Origin of the sequence: Micromonospora haikouensis (assembly GCF_000876225.1) — a bacterium.
Lineage (GTDB): Bacteria > Actinomycetota > Actinomycetes > Mycobacteriales > Micromonosporaceae > Micromonospora > Micromonospora haikouensis.
The window spans coordinates 2,805,123-2,830,130 of the sequence record NZ_JXSX01000001.1 but is presented as its reverse complement, the minus strand read 5'-3'; the positions used below and the strand labels follow the sequence as shown (position 1 = coordinate 2,830,130).

Below are 25,008 nucleotides of genomic sequence, written 5' to 3'. Positions count from 1 at the left end.
CCATGGCCAACACCGCGCTGGCCGACCCCGACGCAGGCCTGACCCAGGCGCAACTGGCCGCCCGGTACGGGCTGCGGGTCGCCGGCGAGCGGCCGTCCCTGGCGGAGTACACCCGCCGCCTGTGGGCGTACCGGCACTTCATCGCCGCGTACTCGAACGCCAAGCTGGTCGCCTCGTTCAGCAACGCCCGGCTCGGGCAGCTCTGGCAGGTGCTCACCCCGCTGACGAACGCGGCGGTCTACTACCTGATCTTCGGCCTGGTGCTGAAGCAGAACAGCATCCCGAACTTCATCGCGTACCTGACCGCCGGGTTGTTCATCTTCAACTTCACCCAGACCGCGGTGCAGAACGGCACCCAGTCGATCACCGGCAACCTGGGGCTGATCCGGGCGCTGCACTTCCCCCGGGCCTGCCTGCCGCTCGCCGTCATGCTCACCCAGTTCCAGCAGCTGATGGCCTCGCTGGTCGTGCTGATGGGCATCGTGCTGGTCACCGGCGAGCCGCTCACCGTCGAGTGGCTGCTGCTCGTGCCGGTCGTGCTGCTCCAGGCGCTGTTCAACGCCGGGCTCACCATGGCCGTGGCCCGGATGGGCTCGAAGGTCGCCGACCTCAAGCAGGTGATGCCGTTCCTGGTGCGCACCTGGATGTACGGCTCCGGCGTGCTCTACAACGTCGCGCTGTTCGAGGAGAACCTGCCGGGCTGGGCGACCCGGATCGTCGAGGCGAACCCGATGCTGGTCTACATCGAGCTGGCCCGGCACGCGCTGCTGGAGGGGGCGCCGCTGCTCAACTCCTCCATGGTCCAGGCGTGGACGTACGCGGTGGCCTGGGCGGTCGTGATGGGCGTGGGTGGTTTCATCTACTTCTGGCGGGGCGAACAGGAGTACGGCCGTGGCTGAGCACATCGAGGCGTCCAACGACGTCACCGTGACGCTGCCGAGGATCGTCGAGCGCATCCCGACCGTGGTGGTCGACGACGCGCACGTGATCTACCGGGTGCACAAGGGCGCCGCCGGCGGCACCAGCCCGGTGGCCGCGCTGAAGCGGATCATGTCCCGCACGTCCGCGCCGAACATCCGGGAGGTGCACGCGGTCAAGGGGGTCAGCTTCACCGCGTACCGGGGCGAGGCGATCGGGCTGATCGGCAGCAACGGCTCCGGCAAGTCCACCCTGCTGCGGGCCATCGCCGGGCTGCTGCCGGTCAACCGGGGTGCCGTCTACACGCAGGGGCAGCCGTCGCTGCTCGGCGTCAACGCCGCCCTGCTCAACGACCTGCCCGGTGAGCGCAACGTCACCCTCGGCTGCCTCGCCATGGGCATGCAGCCGGCCGACGTGGCCCGGCTCGCCCCGGAGATCATCGAGTTCTCCGGGATCAACGAGCGCGGCGACTTCGCCTCGCTGCCGATGCGGACGTACTCCTCCGGCATGGCCGCCCGGCTGCGCTTCTCCATCGCGGCGGCGAAGAAGCACGACGTGCTGCTGATCGACGAGGCCCTCGCCACCGGCGACAAGGGCTTCCGCAAGCGCAGCGAGCAGCGGGTGCGGGAGCTGCGGGAGGGCGCGGGAACGGTGTTCCTGGTCAGCCACCAGCTCTCCTCGGTGCGGGACACCTGCGAACGGACGATCTGGCTGGAATCGGGCGTGCTGCGGATGGACGGCCCGACCGACGAGGTGCTGCGCGCGTACGAGGACTTCTCCAACAAGAAGTAAGGTTGCGGCATCCGTACGGTGTCGTGCGGGTGTCTTCCCCACCGCGTCGTCCCTGGGGGGCGGCGCGGTGGTTGCGTTATGGTTCACCCGGCCGCCGTGCGGCCGTCACCCCCTGTTCGCAAACCGTGAGAGTGAGGATCGGCAATGACGCAGGACCACACCACTGGCCCGGACGCCACACCGGAGACCCCGGCGCCGTGGCGGCCCTCGCGGACGGTGGCGGTGGTGCTGGCGGGCGGGACCGGGACCCGGCTCGGCCTCGGCATCCCCAAGCAGCTGCTGAAGATCGCCGGCAAGCCGATCATCGAGCACACCCTGGCGGTCTTCGAGGCGGCCCCCGAGATCGACGAGATCATCGTGCTGATGGCCGACGGGCACGTCCCCGACGCCCAGCAGATCGTCGACAAGGCCGGCTTCCGCAAGGTCAGCAAGGTCATCGCCGGCGGTGACACGCGCAACGCCACCACCCGCATCGCGCTGGACGCGGTCGGCGAGGGCGACGTCAACATCCTCTTCCACGACGCGGTGCGCCCGCTGCTCAGCGGCCGGATCGTGCGGGAGTGCGTCAACGCGCTCTGGACGTACTCGGCGGTCGACGTGGCGATCCCGTCGGCCGACACGATCATCCAGGTCGACGACAACGACTGCATCACCGACATCCCGGTGCGCTCCACGCTGCGCCGGGGGCAGACCCCGCAGGCGTTCCGGTCCGGCACGATCCGCGAGGCGTACCGGATCGCCGCCGGCGACCCCGACTTCGCCGCCACCGACGACTGCGGCGTCGTGCTGCGCTACCTGCCGGGCACCCCGATCAAGGTGATCGACGGCTCGGACGAGAACATCAAGGTCACCCACCCGGTCGACGTGCACCTGGCGGACAAGCTGTTCCAGCTCGCCGCCGCGCAGGCCCCCCGGCTGACCGACCGGGGCTACACCGAGGAGCTGACCGGCCGCACGATCGTCGTGTTCGGGGGCAGCTACGGCATCGGCCACGAGCTGACCGAGCTGGCCCGCCGCCACGGCGCGCAGGTCTTCCCGTTCAGCCGCTCCACCACCGGCACCCACGTCGAGCGCGCCGAGGACGTCGAGGCCGCGCTGAAGACCGCCTTCGAGGCCACCGGCCGGATCGACCACGTGGTCGTCACCGCCGGCATCCTGGAAAAGGGCGAGCTGGCCGAGATGGACCAGGAGACGATGGACCGGGTCCTGCACGTCAACTTCGTCGGCCCGGTCACCATCGCCCGGCAGTCGCTGCCGTACCTGCAGCAGACCAAGGGCCAGCTGCTGCTCTACACGTCCAGCTCGTACACCCGGGGCCGGGCCCGCTACGCGCTCTACTCGGCCACCAAGGCCGCCCTGGTCAACCTCACCCAGGCGCTGTCCGACGAGTGGGCCGAGTTCGGCGTACGGGTCAACTGCATCAACCCGGAGCGCACCGCCACGCCGATGCGCACCAAGGCGTTCGGCGAGGAGCCGGAGCACACCCTGCTGGCCGCCGAGACCGTCGCCCAGTCGTCGCTGGACGTGCTGATCTCCGAGCTGACCGGGCAGGTCATCGACGTACGCCGGGCGCCGGGCGAGCTGCCCGCCGCGGGCGTGCCCGCCCAGGCCAGCCGGGCGTCCGCCCCGGCCACGGCCGGCTGACGGGTCGACGGCCACCGCGACGGGCGAAGGAAGCGAAGCGACATGCGTGGTGACCTGGTCAGGAAGCTGGCCGCCCGGGTGGCGGCCACCGGCCTGGCGGTGCTGGCGTTCCTCACCCTCGCCCTGACCGGGGCGACGGGCTGGGGCCTGGCGCTCGCGGTGGCGGCCCTCGCCGCCGCCGGCTGGGAGCGCCGGGTCCGCCCGGCCGCCGACAGCACCGCCGAGGCGGTGCTGCTCGCCGCCGGCATCCTCGTCGGGTACGCGCGACGGCTCGACGCCGGCTTCGACCCGGCGCTGGCGGCGACGGCCCTGGTGCTGCTGGGGCTGGTGCTGCTGGTGGGGCCGCTGCGGCAGGCCGGCGACCTGGAGATCCGGGCGGCGAACCTGCCCGTGCGGTCGTGGACCCCGTTGATCGCGGCCCGGCTGGGCGACGCCCTGCTGGTGCTGCTCGCCGTGGTGGCGCTGGCCGCCGCCCTGGTGCTGCCGGCCTGGGTCGCCCTGCTGGTGGCCCTCGCCGTCGGCGCGGGGGCCGGGGCGGTCGCGGCCGACCTGGCGAAGCGACGGTTCCGGCCCGGGGCGGGTGGCTCGGCGGTGGCCCGAGCGCTGCGGGCGCACCGGCCGGAGTTCCTGCTGCACTTCTCCGCCCCGCCCGGGTCGGAATACCAGGTCACCATGTGGCTGCCGTACCTGGAGCGGATCGGCCGGCCGTTCTTCGTGATGGTGCGGGAGCCGGAGTTCCTCGCCCCGATCGCCGCGGCCACCAGCGCCCCGGTGGTCTACTGCCCGACGCTGAAGGCGATGGACGAGGCGCTGGTGCCGAGCCTGAAGGTGGCGTTCTACGTCAACCACGGGGCGAAGAACAGCCACTGCATCCGGTTCTCGCAGCTCACCCACGTGCAGATCCACCACGGCGACAGCGACAAGGCACCGAGCGCCAACCCGGTCACGGCGCTGTTCGACCGCAACTTCGTGGCCGGGCGGGCGGCGATCGACCGGTACGCCCGCGCCGGGGTGGACATCCCGGCGGAGAAGTTCGTCGTGGTCGGCCGCCCCCAGGTCGAGTCGATCGAGGTACGCCGCGCGCCGGCCACCGGCCTGGCGAACCCGACGGTGCTCTACACCCCGACCTGGACGGGGCACCACGCCGACGCGAACTACTGCTCGCTGCCGGTGGGCGAGACGATCGTGCGGGGCCTGCTGGCCCGGGGCGCGACGGTGATCCTGCGCGCCCACCCGTACACGGGGCAGAACCCGGCGTCGGCGCGGCAGCTCGCCCGGCTCACGGAGCTGCTGGCGGCGGACCGGGCCCGCACCGGGCGGCAGCACGTCTTCGGCGCGGCGGCCAGCCGGGAGCTGTCCCTGGTCGACTGCGTCAACCGCTCCGACGCGCTCGTCTCGGACGTCTCCGGCGTCATCTCCGACTACCTCTACTCCGGCAAGCCGTACGCGGTGACGGACATGGTCGGCGACGGCGACCGGTTCGTCGAGCGGTTCCCGCTGGCCGGCTCGGGTTACGTGCTGCGGAGCGACGCGGGCAACCTCGACGAGGTGCTCGGCCTGCTGCTGGACACCGACCCGAAGGCGGCGGCCCGCTGGGGCACCCGGGCCCACTACCTGGGCGACTTCCCGGCCGAGTCGTACGCCGAGGCGTTCCTTTCGGCGGCCCGCCGGGAGCTGGAGCCGGGCTGGAACCCGCCGGCCCCGCGCGCCGCCGACGCGATGACCCACTCCCCCACCGCCTGATCGTCCCGCCTCCGATTCTTGGACAGTTGCTGTTCGCCTTGAACCGCAACTGTCCAAGGATCGAGGCCGCCCCCGCCTACCCGGAGACGGCACCGGCCCCGGCTCTCTGCGGAGGAGAGCCGGGGCCGGTGGGGGGGGAGGGTGATGTCAGGCCGAGTAGCCCCGCGTCGCCGCCCAGTGGGCCAGCGCGGCGGTGCTGATCCAGTACGCCGGGACGGCCGGGTCCGCCGAGTCGGCGATCCGCACGGTGCGCCCGGAGTCGCGGTAGCCCACGACGGCGATGTAGTGGCCGCCGGGGAACGAGTGCCAGCCGCCGTCGACGTCGGTGGCGTCGCCGGCGATGTTGACCACGACGCCGCGACCGGCGCTGACCGCCTTCACCACGTCGGCCCGGAGCCGCTCCGTCTCCGCCGGGGTGGCGGCGCCGCCGGGGATCAGCCGGGTCCGGTACGGCTCGCCCTTGACCATCTCGTTGAGCACACGGGTGGTGTCGTAGGCCGAGTTGGTGCCCATCTCCGTGGTGCCGAGGCGCGCGGCCAGGTCGTCCTGGGTGCCGTCGACACCGGTGGCGGAGAGCGCGTTGCGCACCGCAGCCGGGCCGCAGTAGTAGTAGGTGCTCTGGGCCTCGTAGTCGTAGTCGAGGACCTTGGACGACGGCGGCTTCGGGGCCGCGGGCTTCGCCGTGGTCTTCTTCGGCGTCGCCGAGGCCGTCAGGTCGGGGTTCGGGGCCGCCGAGGTGGCGCTCGGCGACGGCGCGGCGCTGCTCGGGGCAGCGAGCGGCGCGGCGATCCGGGCCTGGGCGCGGCTGGCCGCGCCGTCGAGGCGGGGTGCCACCTCGGCCACGGCGGCGTTGGTGGTCCGCTGCGGGGCGGGGGCGTCGTCGTCGACGGCGGCGAGCAGCGCGCCGGTGCCGGAGGCCAGCAGCAGCGCCGCGGCGGAGCCGGCGACGACCTGGTACGGGCGTTCCGTGGCGAGTCGCCGCAGGTGCCGCTTGAGCTGATCGTTCACGTGTTCCTCCACGGGACGGGGCGGAAGCGGAGGCACCCGGGCGCGCGTCGGCGCACGGCGGCGGACGGTGTCCGCGGCCGGTGGGGTCCGCTTTCTGGGGCGCCCGCTCAGGCGGGCGTACGCAGGGGTGCGACGGTCAGTGCGCCGGCTCGGCGGCGGCGGACACGGGCACCGGGCTCCGTGGTGGAGGAACAACCCGGGGGGTGGGGTCGTGCTGCACGAGGATGGAACTCCTTCCGATACCGCCTACCGGGTTAGCTGACGGATTCGGGCGGGAAGATCGCCCTACCGCAGGCCGTGGCCCGCGGATTCACCCCGGACGTGCAATGGGTCCCCGGTTCGTGATCTTCACGATTGAGCGGGTCGGCGCGGCGTCGCCTCTTGCGATCGGGTACCGCACCAGACGGGCCGACACTACTGGCCGACGGAAGTCCTGCCAACCCCCCGCCACCTGCTTAAACGTCCGCTGACCGACCCATTTACGGGGCATTCGGAGACTGACGCGACTCAATGGGACTGCCGACCCATCCGACGCCAGCGGACCCGCAACGGGACGACGCGCCGCGAATCTCGGCGATTACCGCCCCCGATCAAACCGAATGGCCCCGCCTGCCCGATCCCACCCCACCATGACCCGCCTCACACCCCCGCCCTGCCCCCGCCCTGCCCCCGCCCTGCCCCCGCCTCGGTGATCAAGAGAAAAGCGTCAGAGTTGATCTCCACGATGACGCAAACCTCTTGATCACGGCGGTCACCGCAGTGACCACGGTCACGACGGTCACGGCGGTCACGGCGGTCACGGCGGTCACCACCACCGCGGTTTCCGCGGTTACCGTGCCGGGGCGGGGCGGGGTGGGCGCCAGCCGGTGATCCCGAGGACCCTGCCGGAGGCCGTGGCGCTGGTCGCCGGCGCGTGGGCGGGCCGGGCGCGCTCGGCGGCGGCGTACGCCTCGGCGGCCAGCGCCCGGGCGGCCTCGGCCGCCAGTTCGGCGTCGCCCCACGCGGCCCGCTCGCGTGCGGCGGCGGCACGGTAGCGGGCCAGCCTGCCGTCCCGGACGGCCCGGGCCAGGACGACCTCCTGCTCCACCGGGTGCAGCCGGGGGTCCCAGCCGCCCCGGCGGGCGAAGACGTCGCAGAGCTGCCCGATGGACAACTCGCCCCGCAGGTGGGCCGCCGTGGCGGCGTGGTGCAGCCAGCGCTCCCGGGCCGCGTACTCGGCGGGGGTACGCGGGGTGTGCGGCGTCGGCAGCGCGCCCGCGTCGCGGAAGCGTCGGGCGGCGGTCTCCGCCTCGTCGTACGCCTGCCAGGCCCGCTCGGCGGCGTCCTGGGCGGCCGTCCAGGCGGCCCGTCGGCGGCGGGCGTTCTGCGCCGCCCCGGCGGCGGCCACCGCCACCTCCTCGGCGTACCGGCGCAGGTCTGCGGCGGCCGGGGCGGGCGGGGCGGCGGGCCGGACCGGGGGCTCGACGGCGGGCGGGCGGTCCCGCTCGGGGCGGGCGACCAGCACGGCGAGCACGGTGAGCGCCAGCACGAGCAGCACGGACCAGATGGCGGCGGCCAGCGGCACCTCGGTCAGGAACTGGTAGAGAACGATGTCCATGGTCGGCACCTCGCGGGCAGGGGAGGCGGAAAGGGATCCGGGCCGCCGCCGGGCGGGACGCCTACGGCGTACGGGCCCGGCGGCTGGGGCGGCGGTGGGTGAGGGTCGTCGGCGACGGTGGTGGCGGGCGCGGCCCGCCGCGTGGCTCAGGCGGCCGGCGGCGCGCGGGGGCCGACGGCGGCGGGGACGAGCCCGGTCGGCACCCGCTGCGGGGCCGGCGCGGCGACCTGCGGGGGCCCGGCCTCGGCGGGCGGCGGCACGTCGGCGGGCGGCCACGGGCCGGCGGCACCCGCTGCGGCGGTGGAGCCGGCGGCGATGGAGCCAGTGACGGTGGACCCGGCGGCGGATGCCGCGACGGTGCGGGCCTCCGCGACGGCGACGGACCCCGCAACGGAGGCGGCGACGGCAGGGCTGGAGCCGGCCTGGCCGGGGTCGACGCTGGCGGGGAGCATCGTGCCCGGCGGCAGCGACGCGGCACCGAGGGAGAACGCGACCACGACGGCGAGGGTCGCCAGCATCCGCGCCGTCCAGCGCGCGACCCACCACAGGGGACAGGTCAGCGCGACGGGAAGCACCCGTCCACGCTACCGCCACCGGCCGCGCCACGCACCGCCGGCGAGCGTGTCACCTGCTGAACGCGGCGTGGCGCACCACGGACGACGCACCACTGGCCACGCACCACCGCCACGCGTCACCGGCGGCGGGGTCAGGGGCCGGGTCGGCGGCGGAGCAGGGGCAGGGGCAGGCGGCGGGTCAGGCGGCGGCGGCCGGGGCGCGGGGTCGGCGCGGCGGCCCGAGCCGGCGGGTCAGCGGCATCTCCACCCACCGGTGCAACAGCGCGGCCAGGCCGAGGTTGACCAGCAGGAAGCCGACCGCCGCCAGCGGGCCCCACCAGCCGGGCAGCCCCGTGCCGAGCCGGTCGGCCAGCCGCAGGACGGTGATCATGACGAAGACGTGCACCAGGTAGAAGGCGAAGGAGACCTCGCCGAGCCAGACCATCGGCCGGGACCGCCACGGCGTCCGCGCGCCGCGCACGTCCGCGTCGGCGGCGGCCACGATGACCAGCAGGTACGCCGCCGCGAGCAGCGCCGCCCACAGCTCGGCGCGGATCCACTGGGCGGCGACCACCCAGGTGACGACGAACATGACGCTGGCGGCGGTGAGCCCCGGGCCGCGCCAGCGCCCCCGGCGCAGCAGCTCGGCGGCGGCCACCCCCATCCAGAACTCCAGGGACCGCACGACCGGGAAGATCTGGGTGAACCACCAGGTGCTCTCCTGCGGCACCAGGCGCTGCCCCGGCCAGAGCGCCACGATCAGCAGCGGCACGGCCGCCACCACCGCCCACAGCGCCCCGACCGGGGCCCGGCGCACCAGCGGCAGCGCGAACGGCAGGCAGACGTAGAAGAACAGCTCGCAGGAGAGCGACCAGCTCACCGAGTTGACGCTGTAGAAGTAGCCGGGCGTCGGGTCCCACGCCTGGACCAGGAACAGGTTCTCCACCGCGGCGCGGACGTTGACCGGGTCGGCGAAGACCCACACCCCGGTCACCAGCACCACCGCCCACATCAGCAGGTGGTTCGGGTAGATCTTGGCGAGCCGGCGGCGCAGGAAGTCGCGTCGGCGGTCCCCGTCGCGGGCCGACCAGACCAGCACGAAGCCGCTGAGGATGAAGAAGAACTCGACGCCGGACAGGCCCAGCGTGAACAGCCAGTCGACGACGGCCTTGGCCTCGGGCTGGCCGACGATCCGCATGGTGCCGACGTGGTAGCCGAAGACGAGCAGGGCGGCGACCCAGCGCAGCCCGGTCAGCGAGGGCAGCCGGCTGGCCGGACGGGCCGGCGCGTCGGGGCGTACGACGGTCGGGGCGCCGGGGAGGCCGGCGGCCCGACCGGCCGCAGGGGTCACCAGCACCGCTCTCCTCCTCGCGGACGCCCCGGGCCGACGCCGCCGCCCCGGTGGCGGCGGGCCGCGCGGTGCCGCCCCGCCGGCACCCTACCCGGTGCGGCCGGGCGCGCCGCCCGCCGTCGGCCGGCACGTGACGCGCCTGGCGGCGGCACGGGCACGATGGCCTAATATCGCGGTCTCGGCCACGACGAGGGGACAACACGGATGCACCAGCGGATCCTGCTGCGGGCCAAGAAGGGGCCGTTCGACGTCTACTCGCCGGAGGAGACGTTCGAGCGCAACTGGATCGGCGAGAACGCCGGCAACCTCGTGTTCAGCCACGCGGCGCACAAGCTGCTGCGGACGTCGACGGCGGAGGTCACCTCCTCGGAGTTCCGGGTCAACCCGCGCGAGGCCGACGAGATCAACGAGCGGTTCGACGTGTTCGTGGTGCCGTTGGCGAACGCGTTCCGGCGCAGCTACGCCCACCGCCTGGTCGCCATGACCCGGCTGATCGAGCGGCTGAAGATCCCGGTGGTGGTGTTCGGGGTCGGCGCGCAGACCAACGTCGACGCCGACCGGGAGTACCTGCGGCCGATCGACGACGCGGTGAAGGCGTTCGTCTCGGCCGTGCTGGACCGGTCGCACACCATCGGGGTGCGGGGCGAGATCACCGAGGGGTACCTGCGGACCCTGGGCTTCTCCGCCGTCGACGTGATCGGCTGCCCGTCGATGTTCCTGCACGGCGACAGCCTGCGGGTCGACAAGCGCAAGACCACGCTCACCGTCGAGGACCGGGTGGCGCTGACCGTCTCCCCGTACGTGAAGTCGATGGCGAAGGTCATCGCCTCGCACCACCGGCGGTACCCGAACCTGCGCTACCTGCCGCAGGACCTCAAGACGCTGGGCACCCTGCTCTTCGGCGACGCCCCGGAGGACCGGGGCAAGAAGGCGGCCATCCCGATCCACACCTCCCACCCGCTGTTCACCGAGGACAAGGTGCGGATGTTCGTCGACCCGTGGACGTGGATGGACTACCTGTCGCGGTTCGACTTCAACTTCGGCACCCGCATCCACGGCACCATCACGGCGCTGGTGGCGGGGACGCCGGGCTACCTCTTCGCGCACGACTCGCGGACGCTGGAGCTGGCCCGGTACTTCGACATCCCGCACCGGCTGATGAAGGACGTCCCGCCGGACGTGGACGCCATAGAGCTCTACGACGAGGCCGACTACACCGCGCTCAACAACGGGCACAAGGCCCGGTACGCGACGATGACGGCGTTCCTGGCCAAGCACGACCTCGGGGTCTCCTTCGCCGACGGCGACAGCGCCGCCCGGTTCGACCGGCAGGTCGCCGAGACGACGTTCCCCCCGGCGGTACGCGCGCAGTCGGCCACCGACCCGGCCGAGCTGATCGCCCGCATCCAGTGGCTGCACGACCGCAACCAGGAGCTGAAGGAGACCGTCGCGGGGTTCGAGTCGCACCGGCTGCGGGCCCGGGTGCGGGCGGCCGGCGGCCGGGTGAAGCGGATGCTCAACCGTTAACCCTCCGTAGGGGGTCTGTTCAGCGAGCCCACCCCCGGCGGATACGTCAGGTTCCGGGGCCGTCCATCCGGGCGGTCGAAGGTGTCGGGCGTGGTCAATGAGCCGACGCGGAGCCCGCTGCTGAGCATCGTCGTCCCGGTGCACGGCGTCGAGGCGTACCTGTACCAGTGCCTGGAGTCGATCCTCGGCGGCCTGTCCGCCGCCGAGGCCGCCGAGGTCGAGCTGGTCGCCGTCGACGACGCCTCCCCGGACCGGTGCGGGGAGATGCTGCGCTCGTACGCGGCCGGGCGGCCCCAGGTGCGGGTGGTGTCCCTGACCCGCAACGTCGGGCTGGGGCTGGCCCGCAACGCGGGGCTGGCGGAGGCGACCGGCCGGTACGTGTGGTTCGTCGACAGCGACGACTGGCTGCCCCCGGGCGCCCTGGCCGTGGTGCTGGCGCGGCTGCGCCGCGACGAGCCGGACGTGCTGCTGGTGGACCACCTGCGGGTGCACGAGGGCGGCCGGCTGGAGGTCGACGCGAGCAGCCACCTGCTGCGCGGGGTCGACGGGTGCGTCCGGCTGGCCGACCGGCCCGAGCTGCTGCGGGTGCAGCACACCGCGTGGAACAAGGTGGTCCGGCGGGGCTTCCTCGACGAGTTGGAGCTGCGCTTCCACCCCGGCTGGTACGAGGACATCCCGTTCAGCCACCCGCTGCTCATCGCCGCGGACCGGATCGGGGTGCTGGACCACGTCTGCTACCACTACCGGCAGGGCCGGCTCGGCGCGATCACCTCGACCCGCAGCGGCCGGCACTTCGACGCGTTCGTGCAGTACGAGCGCCTCCAGCAGTGGGTGGCCGAGCACGTCACCGAGGACTGGATCCGCACGGACCTGTTCGGCCTGATGATCAACCACTATCTGGTGGTGGTGGGCAACGACGGCCGGGTGCACCCGAGGCTGCGGCGGGGGTTCTTCCGCCGGGTCGCCGAGCACTACCGCCGCTACCTGCCCTCCGGCGGGTACGCCCGGCCGGGCGGGGTGGCCGGGCTGAAGCACCGCCTCGTCGCCCGGGACAGCTACCTCGCGTACAAGACGTTGCGGCGGGCGCACCGGCTGGCCGGCTCGCTGCGGCCGGCGTCGCCCGCCGGGGCGGCGGCCCCCGACGCGGCGTCCGGCGGGAGCGGGCCGCTGGCCGCCGAGGGCACGCCGTCGGGGGCGGAACAGGGCAGCGCCATGGCGGGGCGGGGATGACCGGGACGGGGACGAGCGGGACGACCGCCACCCGGGCCGGCGGGGTGCTGCGGCCCGCCCGCGACGCCGACCTGGCGACGATCCTGCGCTGGCGCAACCACCCGCAGGTCCGCGAGGTCAGCCTCACCCGGCACGAGATCGGCGCGGCCGAGCACGCCGCCTGGTGGGCGGGCGTACGCGTCGACCCGGACCGGCGGGTGCTGGTGCACGAGCACCTCGGGCAGCCCTGCGGCGTGGTGACCTTCTCCGGCGTGACCAGCCCGGACAGGGCGCTGACCTGGGGCTTCTATCTCGACGTCGAGGGGCTGGACGCCCGGCGGGCGCTCATGCCGGCCTGGCTGTCGCTGGAGCAGGCGGCGATCGCGTACGCGTTCGACACCCTCGGCGCGCGCACGCTCGGCGGCGAGACGCTGGCCACCAACCGGCCGGTGCTGGCGCTGCACCGGCGCTTCGGTTTCACGATCGTCCGGCGCTACGAGCGGGACGTCGACGGCACGCCGCACCAGGTGGTGTGGACGCAACTGAGCAGGGGAACATGACGACAGTCAAGATCGGCCCGCACGCGGTGGGCACCGGCGAGCGGCCCTTCGTGGTCGCCGAGATGTCGGGCAACCACAACGGCAGCCTCGACCGGGCCCTGGCCATCGTGGACGCGGTGGCGGCCAGCGGCGCGCACGCGCTCAAGCTCCAGACGTACACCCCGGACACGTTGACCATCGACGTGGACGCGCCGGAGTTCCGCATCTCCGGCGGCCACGAGCTGTGGGGCGGCGAGCGGCTCTACCAGCTCTTCGAGCGGGCGCACACCCCGTACGAGTGGCACGGGCCGATCTTCGAGCGGGCCCGCCGGCACGGCCTGACGGTCTTCTCGTCGCCGTTCGACGCCACCGCCGTGGAGCTGCTGGAGGAGCTGGACGCCCCGGCGTACAAGATCGCCTCGTCGGAGCTGGTGGACCTGCCGCTGATCCGGCTGGTGGCCGCCACCGGCAAGCCGATGGTGATCTCCACCGGCATGGCCACGGTCGGCGAGATCGACGCCGCGGTGACCGCCGCCCGCGAGGGCGGGGCGGGCGGCATCGTGCTGCTGGCCTGCACCGCGTCCTACCCGGCCCCGCCGCAGGACAGCAACCTGCGCCGGCTGCCGGTGCTGGCCGACACGTTCGGCGTGCCGGTCGGGATCTCCGACCACACCCCCGGCATCGGGGTGCCGGTGGCGGCGGTGGCGCTGGGCGCCTGCCTGATCGAGAAGCACGTGACGCTGCGCCGCGCCGACGGCGGGGTGGACTCGGACTTCTCGCTGGAGCCGACGGAGCTGGCGGACCTGCGCGTCGAGTCCGAGCGGGCCTGGGCGGCGCTGGGCGTCACCACGATCGGCCCGACCCCCACCGAGCGGGAGGGGCTGCGGTTCCGCCGGTCGCTGTACGTGGTGGCCGACGTCCGCGCGGGCGAGCCGGTGACCCGGGACAACGTGCGCTCGATCCGCCCGGCCGGCGGGCTGCCCCCGGCCGACCTGGACCGGGTGCTCGGCCGCACGTTCCGCCGCGACGTGCCCCGGGGCACCGCGCTGGGCTGGGACCTGGTCTGACCGGCGGACACGTCCCGTTCACCTGGCGGCCCGCTGTCGACGCGGGGCGGGCATGACGCATTCACCGCCCGCGTCGCGCCCGTTCACCGTCCGGCGTGGGGCCGTTAACTCTGCCGGCTTAGCGTCACGAACCGTCCGCCGGCCGGCACCGTCCCCGGCCGAAAGATCAACCGACCTTGGGAGCACCAGTTGAGCGAGTTGAATGGGTCCTCCATTCTGATCACCGGGGGCACCGGGTCCTTCGGCCGCACCTTCCTGCGGCACGTCCTCGCCGAGGCCGACCCGGCCCGGGTGGTGGTGTTCTCCCGCGACGAGCTCAAGCAGTACGAGCTGCGCCAGCAGCTCGGCGACGACCCCCGGCTGCGCTGGTTCATCGGCGACATCCGGGACCGCCACCGGCTCACCCGGGCCATGCACGGCGTCGACCACGTCGTGCACGCCGCCGCGCTCAAGCAGGTGGACACCGCCGAGTACAACCCGTCGGAGTTCATCGCCACCAACATCACCGGCTCGCAGCACGTCGTCGACGCGGCCATCGAGGCCGGGGTGAAGAAGGTCATCGCGCTCTCCACCGACAAGGCGTCCAGCCCGATCAACCTGTACGGGGCGACGAAGCTGGTCGGCGACAAGCTGTTCGTCTCGGCGAACCACTACGCCGCCCACCACCCGACCCGGTTCGCCGTGGTGCGCTACGGCAACGTGGTGGGCAGCCGGGGCTCGGTGGTGCCGCTGTTCCGCCGGCTCGCCGCCGAGGGCAAGAGCCTGCCCGTCACCGACAAGCGGATGACCCGGTTCTGGATCACCCTGGACCAGGCCGTGCAGTTCGTCATGGACTCGTTCGACCAGATGCAGGGCGGGGAGCTGTTCGTGCCGCGCATCCCGAGCATGCGCATCCTCGACCTGGTGGAGGCCGTCGCCCCGGACGCCACCACCCACGAGATCGGCATCCGGCCCGGCGAGAAGCTGCACGAGGAGATGATCGCCCCGGACGACAGCCGGCGGACCCTGCGCACCCCGGACCGGTTCATCGTGCAGCCGACCATCGCCACCTGGGGCTACCAGCCGCCCGCGCACTGCGAGCCGGTGCCGGACGGCTTCGCCTACCAGTCGGACAGCAACGACGAGTGGCTCGGCGTGGAGCAGCTGCGCGACATGCTCGGCATCGCCGCGTGATGGCGATGCTCCCGTACGGGCGGCAGTCCGTCACCGAAGACGACGTCGCCGCCGTGGTCGCCGTGCTGCGCAGCGACTGGCTCACCACCGGCCCCCAGGTCGACGCGTTCGAGGCGGACCTGGCCGGCTGGACCGGCGGGGTCGGCTGCGCGGCCGTGTCCAACGGCACGGCCGCCCTGCACGTGGCGTACGCGGCGGCCGGCGTCGGCCCCGGCGACGAGGTGGTCGTGCCGCCGATGACGTTCGCGGCCACCGCCAGCACCGCCGTCGCGCTGGGCGCGCGGGTCGTCTTCGCCGACGTCGAGCCGGAGACGTACACCCTGGACCCGGCGGCGGTCGGCGCGGCGCTGACCGCCCGGACGAAGGTGGTGGCGGCGGTCGACTACGCCGGCCACCCCGCCGACTACGACGCGCTGCGCGCGGTGCTCGGCGGCGGCGGCCCGCTGCTGCTCGCCGACGCCGCCCACTCCATCGGCGCGGCCTACCACGGCCGGCCGGTCGGGTCGCTCGCCGACCTGACCACGTTCTCGTTCTTCCCGACGAAGAACCTCACCACCGCCGAGGGCGGCGCGGTCGCCGCCGTCAGCCCGGCCCTGCTGGAGCGGGCCCGCCGGTTCCGCAACCACGGCCTCGTGCGGGACCGCGCCGCGCAGCGCTGGCCGGACGAGGGCGGCTGGCACCAGGAGATCCACGAGTTCGGGCTCAACTACCGGCTGCCGGACGTGCTCTGCGCGCTGGGCCGCAGCCAGCTGCGCCGGCTGCCCCGGTTCCTGGCCCGCCGCGCCGAGCTGGTCGCCCGCTACGACGCGGCCCTGGCCGACCTGCCCGGTGTGTCGACGCCCGGCCGGCGGTCCTGGGCCGAGCCGGCCTGGCACCTGTACCCGATCCGGGTGCACGAGGGCCGCCGCCGCGCCGTCTACGACGCAATGCGGGCCGCCGGGATCGGCGTGCAGGTCAACTACGTCCCCGTGCACTGGCATCCGGCGTTCGCGGAGCTGGGCTACCGGCGCGGCTCCTGCCCGGTCGCCGAGGGGTTCTACGCCGAGCAGCTCTCCCTGCCGCTGTTCCCCGACCTCACCGACGCCGACCAGGACCGCGTCGTCGACGCCCTGGCCGCCGCCCTGCACGCCGCCCCGGCGCGCGCCGCCGCCTGAGGGGACCGGGATGCACCACGCGAACCACTTCTACGGCCACGCGCACGTGCTGGCCCGCTACTGCGGCCTCGGCGACGGGCACCCGCCCCGGATCAACGGGTACGTCCAGCACGGCTGGAACATCGGCGACGGCCTCGCCCCCGGCCACCCGTACGTCGAGGGCACGCCGAGCCTGCTGTGGTCGGAGCAGACCCGGCGGCGGGCCTGGTCGGTGGGGCGGCGCAACGTCGTGGTGACCGGCGCGCCGTTCGCGTACCTGCTGACGTTGCGCGCCGACGACCCGCCGGAGCCGCAGCGGGAGGGGACCATCTGGTATCCGTTCCACGGCTGGGAGGGCCAGCACGTGCGCGGCGACCACCGGGAGCTGATCGCCCGCATCCGCGCCACCGAGCCGGGCCCGGTCACCGTCTGCCTCTACTGGCACGAGTACGGCATGCGCCGGGTCCGCCGCCTCTACGAGCAGGCCGGGTTCCGGGTGATCTGCCACGGCTACCGGGGGCACTGGTGGAAGGACACGGACCCGCTCTTCCTCGACAAGCAGCTCACCGAGCTGCGCCGGCACCGCCGGGTGGCGTCCAACCGGCTGACCAGCGCCATCTTCTACGGCATCGCGGCCGGTTGCGAGCCCGCCGTCTACGGCGACCCGATGATCCTCGCCGACGAGGACCCGACGTTCGGCGGCACCGCCCGCATCCGCCGGCAGTGGCCGGACCTGCACGGCGAGTCGGTGCACCTGCCGACGGCGGTCGAGATCGCCCGCGCCGAGTTGGGCACCGACCACCGCTGCACGCCGGCCGAGCTGCGGGAGCTGCTGGGTTGGGCGACCCTCCAGGAGGAACACGTTGACCACTGACACCTCGACCCGGATCGCCCTGCCCGGCGGGGAGATGCTGGCCTGGTCGGACCTGACCGGCCGGCGGCTGCCCGGCGGCGGGCCCCTCGCGGCGCTCGCCGCCCGGGTCACCCCGGCCGGTGCGCGGGTGCTGCTGGCCGGGCCGCACGACCCCGAGCTGGTCGACCGGCTGGCCCACGCCGACGTCACCTGCCTGCTGCGCAGCTGGCCGGACGGGTCGGCGCTGGCCGAGGACCGGCCCGTGCGGGTGGTCGTCGGCGGCCCCGGCGGGCTGCCGGCCGACGAGACGTTCGACGTGGTGATCGCCGCCGCCGGCCTGGACGCGGTGGAGTCGGTGGAGGGGACCCCGGTCGGCTGGGACGGGCTGCTGCGCCGGCTCGCCGCCGTGCTCGCCCCCGGCGGGACGCTGCTGCTGCGGCTGGACAACCCGGTGGGGCTGACCCGGATGGTCGACACCGCGCCCTGGTACGCCGGCCGCGACGACGCCGACTGGGCGGTCGGCGGGGCGCTGGACGCCGGCCGTCCCGCCAACCTGGAGCAGGCGCGGGACCGGCTGGCCGGGGCGGGGCTGCGCCCCGGCGGCTGCTTCGCCGCGTACCCCGAGCCGGCCGCGCCGACCGCGCTGGTCGACGCCGGCGCGCTGGCCGCGCGCCCCGGCAGCGGGTTGTTGGACGCGGTGCTGCACGGCGCGTGCGCGCCGGGCCACGGCGACCGTCCCGTGCTCCAGGACCCGGCGAGGCTGGCGGTCGACGCGCTGCACGCGGGGCTGGGCACCGCGCTCGCCCCGGGCTGGCTGGTGCTGGCCCACCGCGCGGCCCCGGCCGTCCCCGCCGTGGGCGACCCGCCGAACCCGGCCGGCACCGAGGCGGGCGCGGCCCGGCCCGCGCCGGCCGAACCCGGCGGGCTGCCGGTGCTGTGGGTGCAGACCGGGCCGCCCGGGATCGGCGTGGTGGAGGTGACGGCGGCGGCGGACGGCTGGCGGTGGCGGGTGCCCGGCCCGGTCGCGGCGGCCACGGAGGCCCCGTTCGCCACCCGCGCGGCGGCCTGGCGGGACCCGGCCGTGCTCGCCGGAGCGGTGCCCGAGGGCCGGCTGCTGCGCACCGTGCTGCTCGACGCCTGCCTGCGCCGCGACCTGGCCGCCCTGCGCCGGCTGCTGCGCGGGTACGCGGCCTGGCTCGACGCGCACGCCGACGACGCCGGCCGGCTCACCGGCGCGACGGCCCTGGCCAGCCTCGACAACGTGGTGCTCGCCGACGGCGGGGCCTGCACGGCCCGCGACGCCACCGGTGCTCCCCCGGCGTTCGCGGTGCTCGACCCGAGCTGGCGGGCCAGCGACCCGTGGCCGGTGGACGTGACGCTGGCCCGGGGCCTGTGGCGGTTCGCCGCCGCCCTGGCCACCGGCGGTTACGCCCACCCCTGGTCGTCCACCCTCGACGTGGCGGGGCTGACCGTGGTGCTGGCCGGCACCGCCGGGCGCGACCTGGACCGGGCGACGGTGACGGCCGCCGTCGACGCGGAGGTCGCGGTCACCGCGGCGCTGCGCGGGTTGGACAACGCCGACCGCGTCGCCCTCGCCGACGAGCTGCGCGCGGTCGAGCCCACCGCGCCCCCGACCGGCCTGGACAGCCACCAGCAGCTCCGCGAGGCGTGGCTGCGGCAGAAGGCGGAGCTGACCCGGGTGACGGCCCTGCTGCGCTGGACGGAGGAGCTGCTCACCTCCCGGGAGCGGGCGCTGCGCCGGGCCGAGGCGACCATCAACCTGCTCAGCGGGTCGCTCAGCTACCGGGTCGGCCGGCTGGCGATCACCCCGGCCCGGCTGGCCAAGCGGGGCGCCCGCGCGGCGAAGCGGCGGGCCAAGGACGCCCTCGCGCCCCGGCGCGACGAACAGGAGCAGCAGTGACGCGGATCGTGGGGATCGTGCAGGCCCGGATGGGCTCGTCCCGGCTGCCCGGCAAGGTGCTGCGGCCACTGGCCGGGCGCTCGGTGCTCGGCCGGGTGGTCCGGGCCGCCGCCGACGGCGGGGTGCTCGCCGACCTGGTGGTCGCCACCAGCACCGAAGCCGCCGACGACGCGGTGGTCGCCGAGTGCGCCCGGCTCGGCGTGGCCTGCCACCGGGGCCCCGTCGACGACGTGCTCGACCGGTTCGTGGGCGCGCTCGACGCGCACCCCGGCGACGCGGTCATGCGGTTCACCGCCGACTGCCCGCTGCTCGACCCGGAGATCGTCCGGCTGGTCGCCGACGTGTACCGGGCCGTGCCGGGACTGGACTACGCGAGTACGTCGATCGCGCGTACGCTGCCGCGCGGGCTGGACGTGGAGATCATCCGGGCGGACACGCTGCGTACGCTGCACCGCATCGCCACCGACCACCACCGGGTGCACGTAACCTCCTACGCGTACACCCATCCGGAGTTGTTCCGGGTGCTCGGGGTGACGCTCACCCCCGACCGGTCGGCCCTGCGGCTCACCCTCGACACCGAGCAGGACTGGGCGCTGGTGCGGGCGGTGACCGACCACTTCGGCGACGTCAGCGTCCCGCTGGCCAAGCTCGCCGACTGGCTGGCGGGCCAGCCGGCCCTGCGCGCCCTGAACGCCTCGGTGCGGCAGAAGCGGCTGGAGGAGTCCTGAGCACCGTACGCGTCGGGGTCCGCTGCGACGCCGGGCCCACCCGGGGGGTGGGGCACCTGGTGCGCTGCCTCGCCCTGGCCGAGGAGTTCCTCGCCCGGGGCCACCGCGTCGAGTTCTTCGGCACCGTCGAGGGGGTCGGCTGGGCGGGCCGGCAGCTCGCCGCCCGGGGCATCCCGCTGCACCCCGGGCCGCAGCGCCCCGCCGACCTCGTGGCGGCGGCCCGCCGGCACGGCCTCGACGTGGTGGTGCTCGACTCGTACGAGCTGGACCCGGCCGGGGCGGGGGCGCTGCGCGCGGCGGGGGTGGTGACCCTCGCCGTCGTCGACGGCGACACCCGGGGGCAGGACGCCGACGTCTACCTGGACCAGAACCTGGGCGCGGCGCACGGGCCGCTGCCCGGCCGGCTGCTCGCCGGGACGGCGTACCCGCTGCTGCGCGACGCGGTGGTGGCCGCCCGGCCGGCGGCGCCCCGCCCCGCGACGCCGGCGGCCCGGCCCCGGGTGCTCGCCTTCTTCGGCGGCACCGACGCGTTCGGGGCCGCCCCCGTGCTGGCCCGGGTGCTGCTGGCCACCGGGCACCCGATGGACCTGACCGTGGTCGTCGGCCGCGCCGACGTCGAGGCGGAGCTGGCGGCGCTGGCCCCCGGCCGGGGGCAGGCCGTGCGGCCCGTGCCGCCCACCGACGACCTGCCCGCCCTGGTCACCGCCGCCGACCTGGTGGTCAGCGCCGCCGGCACGTCCACCTGGGAGCTGTGCTGCCTCGGCGCGCCGGCCGCGCTGGTGTGCGTGGTGGACAACCAGCGCGAGTCGTACGGCCGGGTGGTGGATGCGGGGCTCGTGGCCGGCCTCGGCGAGCTGCCCGCGCTGGCCGCCGCCGGGCTGCCCGGCCGGACGGCCCGCGCCGGGGCCGCGCGGACGCTGCGCGCCCTGCTCGACTCCCCCGAGCGCCGGGCCGCCCTGGCCGCCCGCGCCTGGGCCACGGTCGACGGGCGGGGCCGGGCCCGGGTCGCCGACGCGGTGCTCGCCCTCGTCGGCGCGCCCAGCCGCGGCTAGGGGAACGCCCCGCGCCGCCGCCTGCCGGGCAGCCGCTCCGGCTCAGGGCAGCCGCTCCACGCTGACCCGGGCGCGCAGCTCGGGGCGGGCGGCGAGCAGGTCCTCGACGACCCGGGCCGCCGCCGCGTCGGCGGCCAGGAAGCGGATCGGCCCCGGCACCGCCGCCACCACGGCGGCGCTGCGGGCCGGCTCGGCCAGCGGCAGCCGGTACACCGCCGGCCCCGACGCACCGGCGGTGCCCTGGAGGGTGGAGACGAACAGCGTGACCAGGTAGCCCTCGCGGCGGCGGTCGCTCACCACCACCGTGACAGTGCCCGGCGCGGCCGGCGGCCGGGCCAGCGCGCGGACCGTCAGCGCCGCCGGGCCCGGGCGGGCCAGCGACCCCGACCACCAGGCCGCCGCCCAGGTGGTGACCCGGTCGCCGAACGGCTGGGCGAAGAGCCCGGTGCCGCGCGGCAGCCCGGCCGCCCCGACGCAGGCCAGCACCACCGCGACCGCCACCGCCCACCGCGCGCCGGCCCGCCGGCCTTCGGCCCGCCGGCCCGCTCCACCGCCGGCCCGGGTGCCGGGCACGGTCCGCCCCGGTGGCGGCAGCAGCAGGGCCAGCGCGCCCGCGCCCACGAGCAGCACCGCCAGCAGCAGGTGCAGCGTCTTGCCGTAGTAGTAGCGCGGGTCGGTGCCCAGCGCCCGGAAATAGAGCAGGAACCCGGCCGCGAACACGCCCGCCGCGGCGAGCGCTCCCGCGTAGCGCCGCCACACCGGCAGCCGCCGGCCGACGACCAGGCCCGCGCCGACCAGGGCCGCGAGGGCCAGGAACGCGTCGTAGCGGGGGAACACGCCGCCGCCGGTGGCCACGTTGTCGACCTGGTCGGTGCGCAGCAGGCCGGCGACGGCCGGCAGCGGCGTCAGCACCGCCGCCACCAGCGCCACCACCGCCAACAGCCGCGGCCGGCGACGCAGCCGCCGACGGTCACGGACCAGCCACGCCGCCGCCAGCGCCGCGACCACCGGCAGGAACATCAGGTACGCGAAGCCGACCGTCACGCACAGCCCGCCGACCACGGCCACCTGGGTGCCGGTGCGGGCCACCGGACGGCAGGTCACCGCCACCAGCAGCACCGTCGCCGCCAGCCCGAGGCTCTCGCCCGGGTAGCCGTAGACGACGAAGCGGGCCAGCTCGGAGCCGAGGCAGGCGGCCGTGACCGCGCCGGTCAGGGCCAGCGCGCGGGGCGGGTCGAGCTGCGGGCCGGCGAGCCGGCGCGCCGCCCACGTCACGGCGAGCACCAGCAGCCCCCACGCCCCGACCGACCAGCCGAGGTAGTGGTCGAGGGCGTCGGCCGGCCCGGCGGGGGCCGTCGAGGAGCGCAGGAACGTGTCCAGCAGCGCCGCGGTGAGGTGGAAGCCCTGCGGATACCAGACCATCGGCTCCGGGGCGATCCGCGCCGCCGCCTGCGGGTCGGTGAACAGGTAGCCGCCGACGGCCCGGATGCCCTCCACCGTGGCCAGGTGCCGGCTGTTGTCCTCGCCGGTCATCGCGTACGCGAGGCGGCCGGCGAGGTCACCGGCGCGCAGGTACGGCCACGCCATGGCGACGGCGGCCAGCGACGCCGCCCCCACCGGCAGCAGATCGGCGGCGACCGGACGGGGCAGCCTCGGCCGGCGACCGGTGGCCGCCGCGATCCCGAGCAGGACCGTCAGCGCGGTCCCCGCCACCGGCACCGGGTGCAGCCCCCACGGCCAGGCCGAGAAGAGCAGCCCGGCGGCGCACGTCGCGCCGGCCAGCAGCGCGCCGGCCAGCACCAGCCGGTCCAGCAGGCTCCGGCCGCCCCGCAGCAGCCCTGCCGTCAGCCCGAGCAGCACCAGCGGCAGCAGCCCGGCCAGCCCCGCCGCGTACGCCAGCAGGGGCCCGACCCACGCGGCGGCGAGCCAGCCGACCAGCCGGCGGGCGTGGCGGGCCGGGTGGCCCGGCGGCGGCTGCGGCGGACCGGCCGGCGCGACGACGGTGGCGGACTGGCTCTGCACCCGGTCACGCTAGGCCCGGCCCGGCGACGGGCGGCGACGTCCACGTGTGCGGCAGGTGACCGGCGGGTGACGGACCGGACCACGGTCGCACACGCGTACGAAAGGCCAGGTAGGCTGCGCGGCATGTCCGGTGCCGCCTACCAGCCGTCGATGCTCGACCTCGCCGCCGACGGGCCGTCGCTGGGCCCGCTCGCCGGGCTGCGCCGGCACCCGCTGACCCGGGGCGCCTGGGTCGACCACCTGCCCGGCTGGGTGCGCGGCTCCGACGCGGTCCTCGACGTGCTGCTCGCCGACGTGCCCTGGCGGGCCGAGCGCCGCACGATGTACGACGCGCGGGTCGACGTCCCCCGGCTGCTCTGCTGGTATTCCGGCCACCGGGAGCTGCCCCACCCGGTGCTCACCCGGGCGCGAGCGGCCCTGACCGCGCACTACGCCCCCGAGCTGGGCGAGCCGTTCGTCACCGCCGGCATGTGCCTCTACCGCGACGGGCGCGACAGCGTCGCCTGGCACGGCGACACCCTGGGCCGCTCCGCGCACACCGACACCATGGTCGCCATCGTCTCGTTCGGCGCGCCCCGGCCGCTGCTGCTGCGCCCACGCGGCGGCGGCCCCGGCCTGCGCTTCCCCCTCGGCCACGGCGACCTGGTGGTGATGGGAGGCTCCTGCCAGCGCACCTGGGAGCACGCGATCCCGAAGACCGCGCGCCCGGTCGGCCCCCGGGTCAGCGTCCAGTTCCGCCCCGCCGGGGTCGCCTGAGCGCTGGACACGGCTCCTCTGCTAGAAACGACTTCCAGGGTCTCCGCCCCGCACCGCCGTCGACGCGAAAGGGCACCGCGATGACCGAGACCCCCACCGAACCGCGCTCCCGCTGGTCGCCCTGGTCCCTGCACGGCGACGGCCGCTCCGTCACCCCCGGCGACGTCGTCCACCCCGGCGAACGGCTCTCCTGGCCGCGCACCCTCGGCATCGGCGTACAGCACGTCGTGGCGATGTTCGGCGCCACCTTCACCGTGCCGCTGATCACCGGCTTCCCGCCGGCCACCACGCTGTTCTTCTCCGGCGTCGGCACCCTGCTCTTCCTGGTGATCACCGGCAACCGGCTGCCGTCGTACCTCGGGTCGTCGTTCGCGTTCATCGCCCCCGTGCTGGCCGCGAAGGCCGGCGGCGACATCGGCCCCGCGCTCGGCGGCATCGTCGTGGCCGGCGCCGCCCTGGCCGCCGTCGGCCTCGTCGTCCAGCTCGCCGGGGCACGCTGGATCGACGCGCTGATGCCACCCGTGGTCACCGGCGCCATCGTGGCGCTGATCGGGCTCAACCTCGCCCCCGTCGCCTGGGACGGCGGCGGCAGCGGCACCGGCGTCAAGGCCCAACCGCTGATCGCCGTGTTCACCCTGGTCGCGATCCTGCTCGCCACCGTCGCGTTCCGGGGCTTCGCGGCCCGGCTGTCCATCCTGCTCGGCGTCGTCGCCGGCTGGCTGTTCGCCGCCGCCCTCGGCGGCCTCGACCCGAAGGCCGTCGACGGGCTGCGCAAGGCGGCGTGGGTCGGCCTGCCCGAGTTCCACGCGCCCAGCTTCAGCCTGCGCGCGACCGTGCTGGTGATCCCCGTGATCCTCGTGCTGATCGCCGAGAACGCCGGGCACGTCAAGGCCGTCGCCGCGATGACCGGCCGCAACCTCGACCGGGACATGGGCCGGGCGTTCCTCGGCGACGGCCTGGCCACGATGCTCGCCGGCTCCGGCGGCGGCTCCGGCACCACCACCTACGCGGAGAACATCGGCGTGATGGCGGCGACCCGCGTCTATTCCACCGCCGCGTACTGGATGGCCGGGCTGGCCGCCGTGCTGCTCGGGCTCAGCCCCAAGTTCGGCGCGCTGATCCTCACCGTGCCGGCCGGGGTGCTCGGCGGCGCGACCACCGCCCTGTACGGCCTCATCGCCGTCCTCGGCGCCCGGATCTGGATCGAGAACCGGGTCGACTTCCACGACCCGGTCAACCTGATGACCGCCGCCGTCGCCCTGATCGTCGGCGCGGCCAACTACACCCTGACCACCGGCGACCTCTCGTTCAACGGCATCGCCCTCGGCACCGCCGCCGCCCTGGCCACCTACCACGGCATGCGCCTCGTCGCCCGCCTGCGCACCCCCACCCCGGCACGCTGACCGGGGCGGGGGCGCGGA

General features: G+C 75.2%; 21 protein-coding genes and 1 riboswitch. Of the genes, 16 read left to right on the top strand and 5 right to left on the bottom strand.

The window, feature by feature from the left end:
• Positions 1-2 precede the first annotated feature (2 nt).
• The 4 genes from TK50_RS11715 to TK50_RS11700 all read left to right on the top strand — a co-directional run bounded on the left by TK50_RS11715 (position 3) and on the right by TK50_RS11700 (position 5,097).
• Positions 3-899: an ABC transporter permease gene (locus TK50_RS11715; protein ID WP_043962768.1), complete on the top strand. Its 897-nt coding sequence runs from the start codon at positions 3-5 to the stop codon at positions 897-899.
• A complete protein-coding gene (locus TK50_RS11710; protein ID WP_043962767.1) occupies positions 892-1,710 on the top strand; it encodes an ABC transporter ATP-binding protein in 819 nt (272 codons plus the stop codon). Before TK50_RS11715 ends, TK50_RS11710 begins: the two co-directional genes overlap by 8 nt.
• Before the next feature lie 144 nt (positions 1,711-1,854).
• Complete coding sequence (locus TK50_RS11705) at positions 1,855-3,354, top strand: bifunctional cytidylyltransferase/SDR family oxidoreductase (protein ID WP_043962765.1); 1,500 nt, start codon at positions 1,855-1,857, stop codon at positions 3,352-3,354.
• Positions 3,355-3,396: 42 nt separating this feature from the next.
• Positions 3,397-5,097 carry a CDP-glycerol glycerophosphotransferase family protein gene (locus tag TK50_RS11700; RefSeq protein ID WP_043962764.1) on the top strand — a complete coding sequence of 567 codons (1,701 nt, stop codon included), beginning with the start codon at positions 3,397-3,399 and terminating at the stop codon, positions 5,095-5,097.
• A 147-nt stretch (positions 5,098-5,244) separates the two neighbouring features.
• Here TK50_RS11700 and TK50_RS11695 read toward each other — a convergent pair whose 3' ends face one another.
• From TK50_RS11695 to TK50_RS11680, 4 genes are all read right to left on the bottom strand, one after another.
• Complete coding sequence (locus tag TK50_RS11695) at positions 5,245-6,117, bottom strand: C39 family peptidase (RefSeq protein ID WP_043962763.1); 873 nt, start codon at positions 6,115-6,117, stop codon at positions 5,245-5,247.
• 216 nt (positions 6,118-6,333) lie between these two features.
• Positions 6,334-6,476: riboswitch (cyclic di-AMP (ydaO/yuaA leader) on the bottom strand.
• Between the two features lie 458 nt (positions 6,477-6,934).
• Positions 6,935-7,702 (bottom strand): hypothetical protein, encoded by a 768-nt coding sequence (locus tag TK50_RS11690; protein WP_043962761.1) that lies wholly within the window; start codon positions 7,700-7,702, stop codon positions 6,935-6,937.
• 146 nt (positions 7,703-7,848) lie between these two features.
• A complete protein-coding gene (locus TK50_RS11685) occupies positions 7,849-8,277 on the bottom strand; it encodes a hypothetical protein (RefSeq protein ID WP_043962760.1) in 429 nt (142 codons plus the stop codon).
• A gap of 178 nt (positions 8,278-8,455) precedes the next feature.
• Positions 8,456-9,613 carry an acyltransferase family protein gene (locus TK50_RS11680; RefSeq protein ID WP_229404344.1) on the bottom strand — a complete coding sequence of 386 codons (1,158 nt, stop codon included), beginning with the start codon at positions 9,611-9,613 and terminating at the stop codon, positions 8,456-8,458.
• Positions 9,614-9,811: 198 nt separating this feature from the next.
• On the opposite strand from TK50_RS11680, the gene TK50_RS11675 reads away from it, so the two are divergent.
• The 10 genes from TK50_RS11675 to TK50_RS11630 all read left to right on the top strand — a co-directional run bounded on the left by TK50_RS11675 (position 9,812) and on the right by TK50_RS11630 (position 20,809).
• Positions 9,812-11,134: a polysaccharide pyruvyl transferase family protein gene (locus TK50_RS11675; RefSeq protein ID WP_043962759.1), complete on the top strand. Its 1,323-nt coding sequence runs from the start codon at positions 9,812-9,814 to the stop codon at positions 11,132-11,134.
• A gap of 90 nt (positions 11,135-11,224) precedes the next feature.
• A complete protein-coding gene (locus TK50_RS11670; protein WP_063838597.1) occupies positions 11,225-12,364 on the top strand; it encodes a glycosyltransferase family 2 protein in 1,140 nt (379 codons plus the stop codon).
• Positions 12,361-12,903 (top strand): GNAT family N-acetyltransferase, encoded by a 543-nt coding sequence (locus tag TK50_RS11665; protein WP_043962758.1) that lies wholly within the window; start codon positions 12,361-12,363, stop codon positions 12,901-12,903. Before TK50_RS11670 ends, TK50_RS11665 begins: the two co-directional genes overlap by 4 nt.
• Positions 12,900-13,949: a pseudaminic acid synthase gene (gene pseI, locus TK50_RS11660; RefSeq protein ID WP_043962757.1), complete on the top strand. Its 1,050-nt coding sequence runs from the start codon at positions 12,900-12,902 to the stop codon at positions 13,947-13,949. The genes TK50_RS11665 and pseI overlap by 4 nt, the downstream gene beginning before the upstream one ends.
• A 189-nt stretch (positions 13,950-14,138) precedes the next feature.
• Positions 14,139-15,122, top strand: coding sequence for a UDP-N-acetylglucosamine 4,6-dehydratase (inverting) (pseB, locus tag TK50_RS11655; RefSeq protein ID WP_082106258.1), 984 nt, complete (start codon positions 14,139-14,141; stop codon positions 15,120-15,122).
• Between the two features lie 5 nt (positions 15,123-15,127).
• Positions 15,128-16,276: a DegT/DnrJ/EryC1/StrS family aminotransferase gene (locus tag TK50_RS11650; protein ID WP_052503833.1), complete on the top strand. Its 1,149-nt coding sequence runs from the start codon at positions 15,128-15,130 to the stop codon at positions 16,274-16,276.
• A gap of 10 nt (positions 16,277-16,286) precedes the next feature.
• Positions 16,287-17,129, top strand: coding sequence for a hypothetical protein (locus TK50_RS11645; RefSeq protein ID WP_043962755.1), 843 nt, complete (start codon positions 16,287-16,289; stop codon positions 17,127-17,129).
• A complete protein-coding gene (locus tag TK50_RS11640; protein ID WP_043962754.1) occupies positions 17,119-19,029 on the top strand; it encodes a hypothetical protein in 1,911 nt (636 codons plus the stop codon). Before TK50_RS11645 ends, TK50_RS11640 begins: the two co-directional genes overlap by 11 nt.
• Positions 19,026-19,757, top strand: a complete 732-nt coding sequence (locus TK50_RS11635; RefSeq protein ID WP_043962753.1) for a cytidylyltransferase domain-containing protein — start codon at positions 19,026-19,028, stop codon at positions 19,755-19,757. Before TK50_RS11640 ends, TK50_RS11635 begins: the two co-directional genes overlap by 4 nt.
• Positions 19,754-20,809, top strand: a complete 1,056-nt coding sequence (locus TK50_RS11630; RefSeq protein WP_043964312.1) for a PseG/SpsG family protein — start codon at positions 19,754-19,756, stop codon at positions 20,807-20,809. The genes TK50_RS11635 and TK50_RS11630 overlap by 4 nt, the downstream gene beginning before the upstream one ends.
• A gap of 42 nt (positions 20,810-20,851) precedes the next feature.
• On the opposite strand, the gene TK50_RS11625 is transcribed toward TK50_RS11630, so the two are convergent.
• Positions 20,852-22,831, bottom strand: a complete 1,980-nt coding sequence (locus TK50_RS11625) for a hypothetical protein (RefSeq protein WP_043962752.1) — start codon at positions 22,829-22,831, stop codon at positions 20,852-20,854.
• Between the two features lie 123 nt (positions 22,832-22,954).
• Here TK50_RS11625 and TK50_RS11620 point away from each other — a divergent pair, with 123 nt between their 5' ends.
• Positions 22,955-23,587 (top strand): alpha-ketoglutarate-dependent dioxygenase AlkB, encoded by a 633-nt coding sequence (locus tag TK50_RS11620; RefSeq protein ID WP_043962751.1) that lies wholly within the window; start codon positions 22,955-22,957, stop codon positions 23,585-23,587.
• Between the two features lie 80 nt (positions 23,588-23,667).
• Positions 23,668-24,990 (top strand): uracil-xanthine permease family protein, encoded by a 1,323-nt coding sequence (locus TK50_RS11615; protein WP_043962750.1) that lies wholly within the window; start codon positions 23,668-23,670, stop codon positions 24,988-24,990.
• Positions 24,991-25,008: the final 18 nt, after the last annotated feature.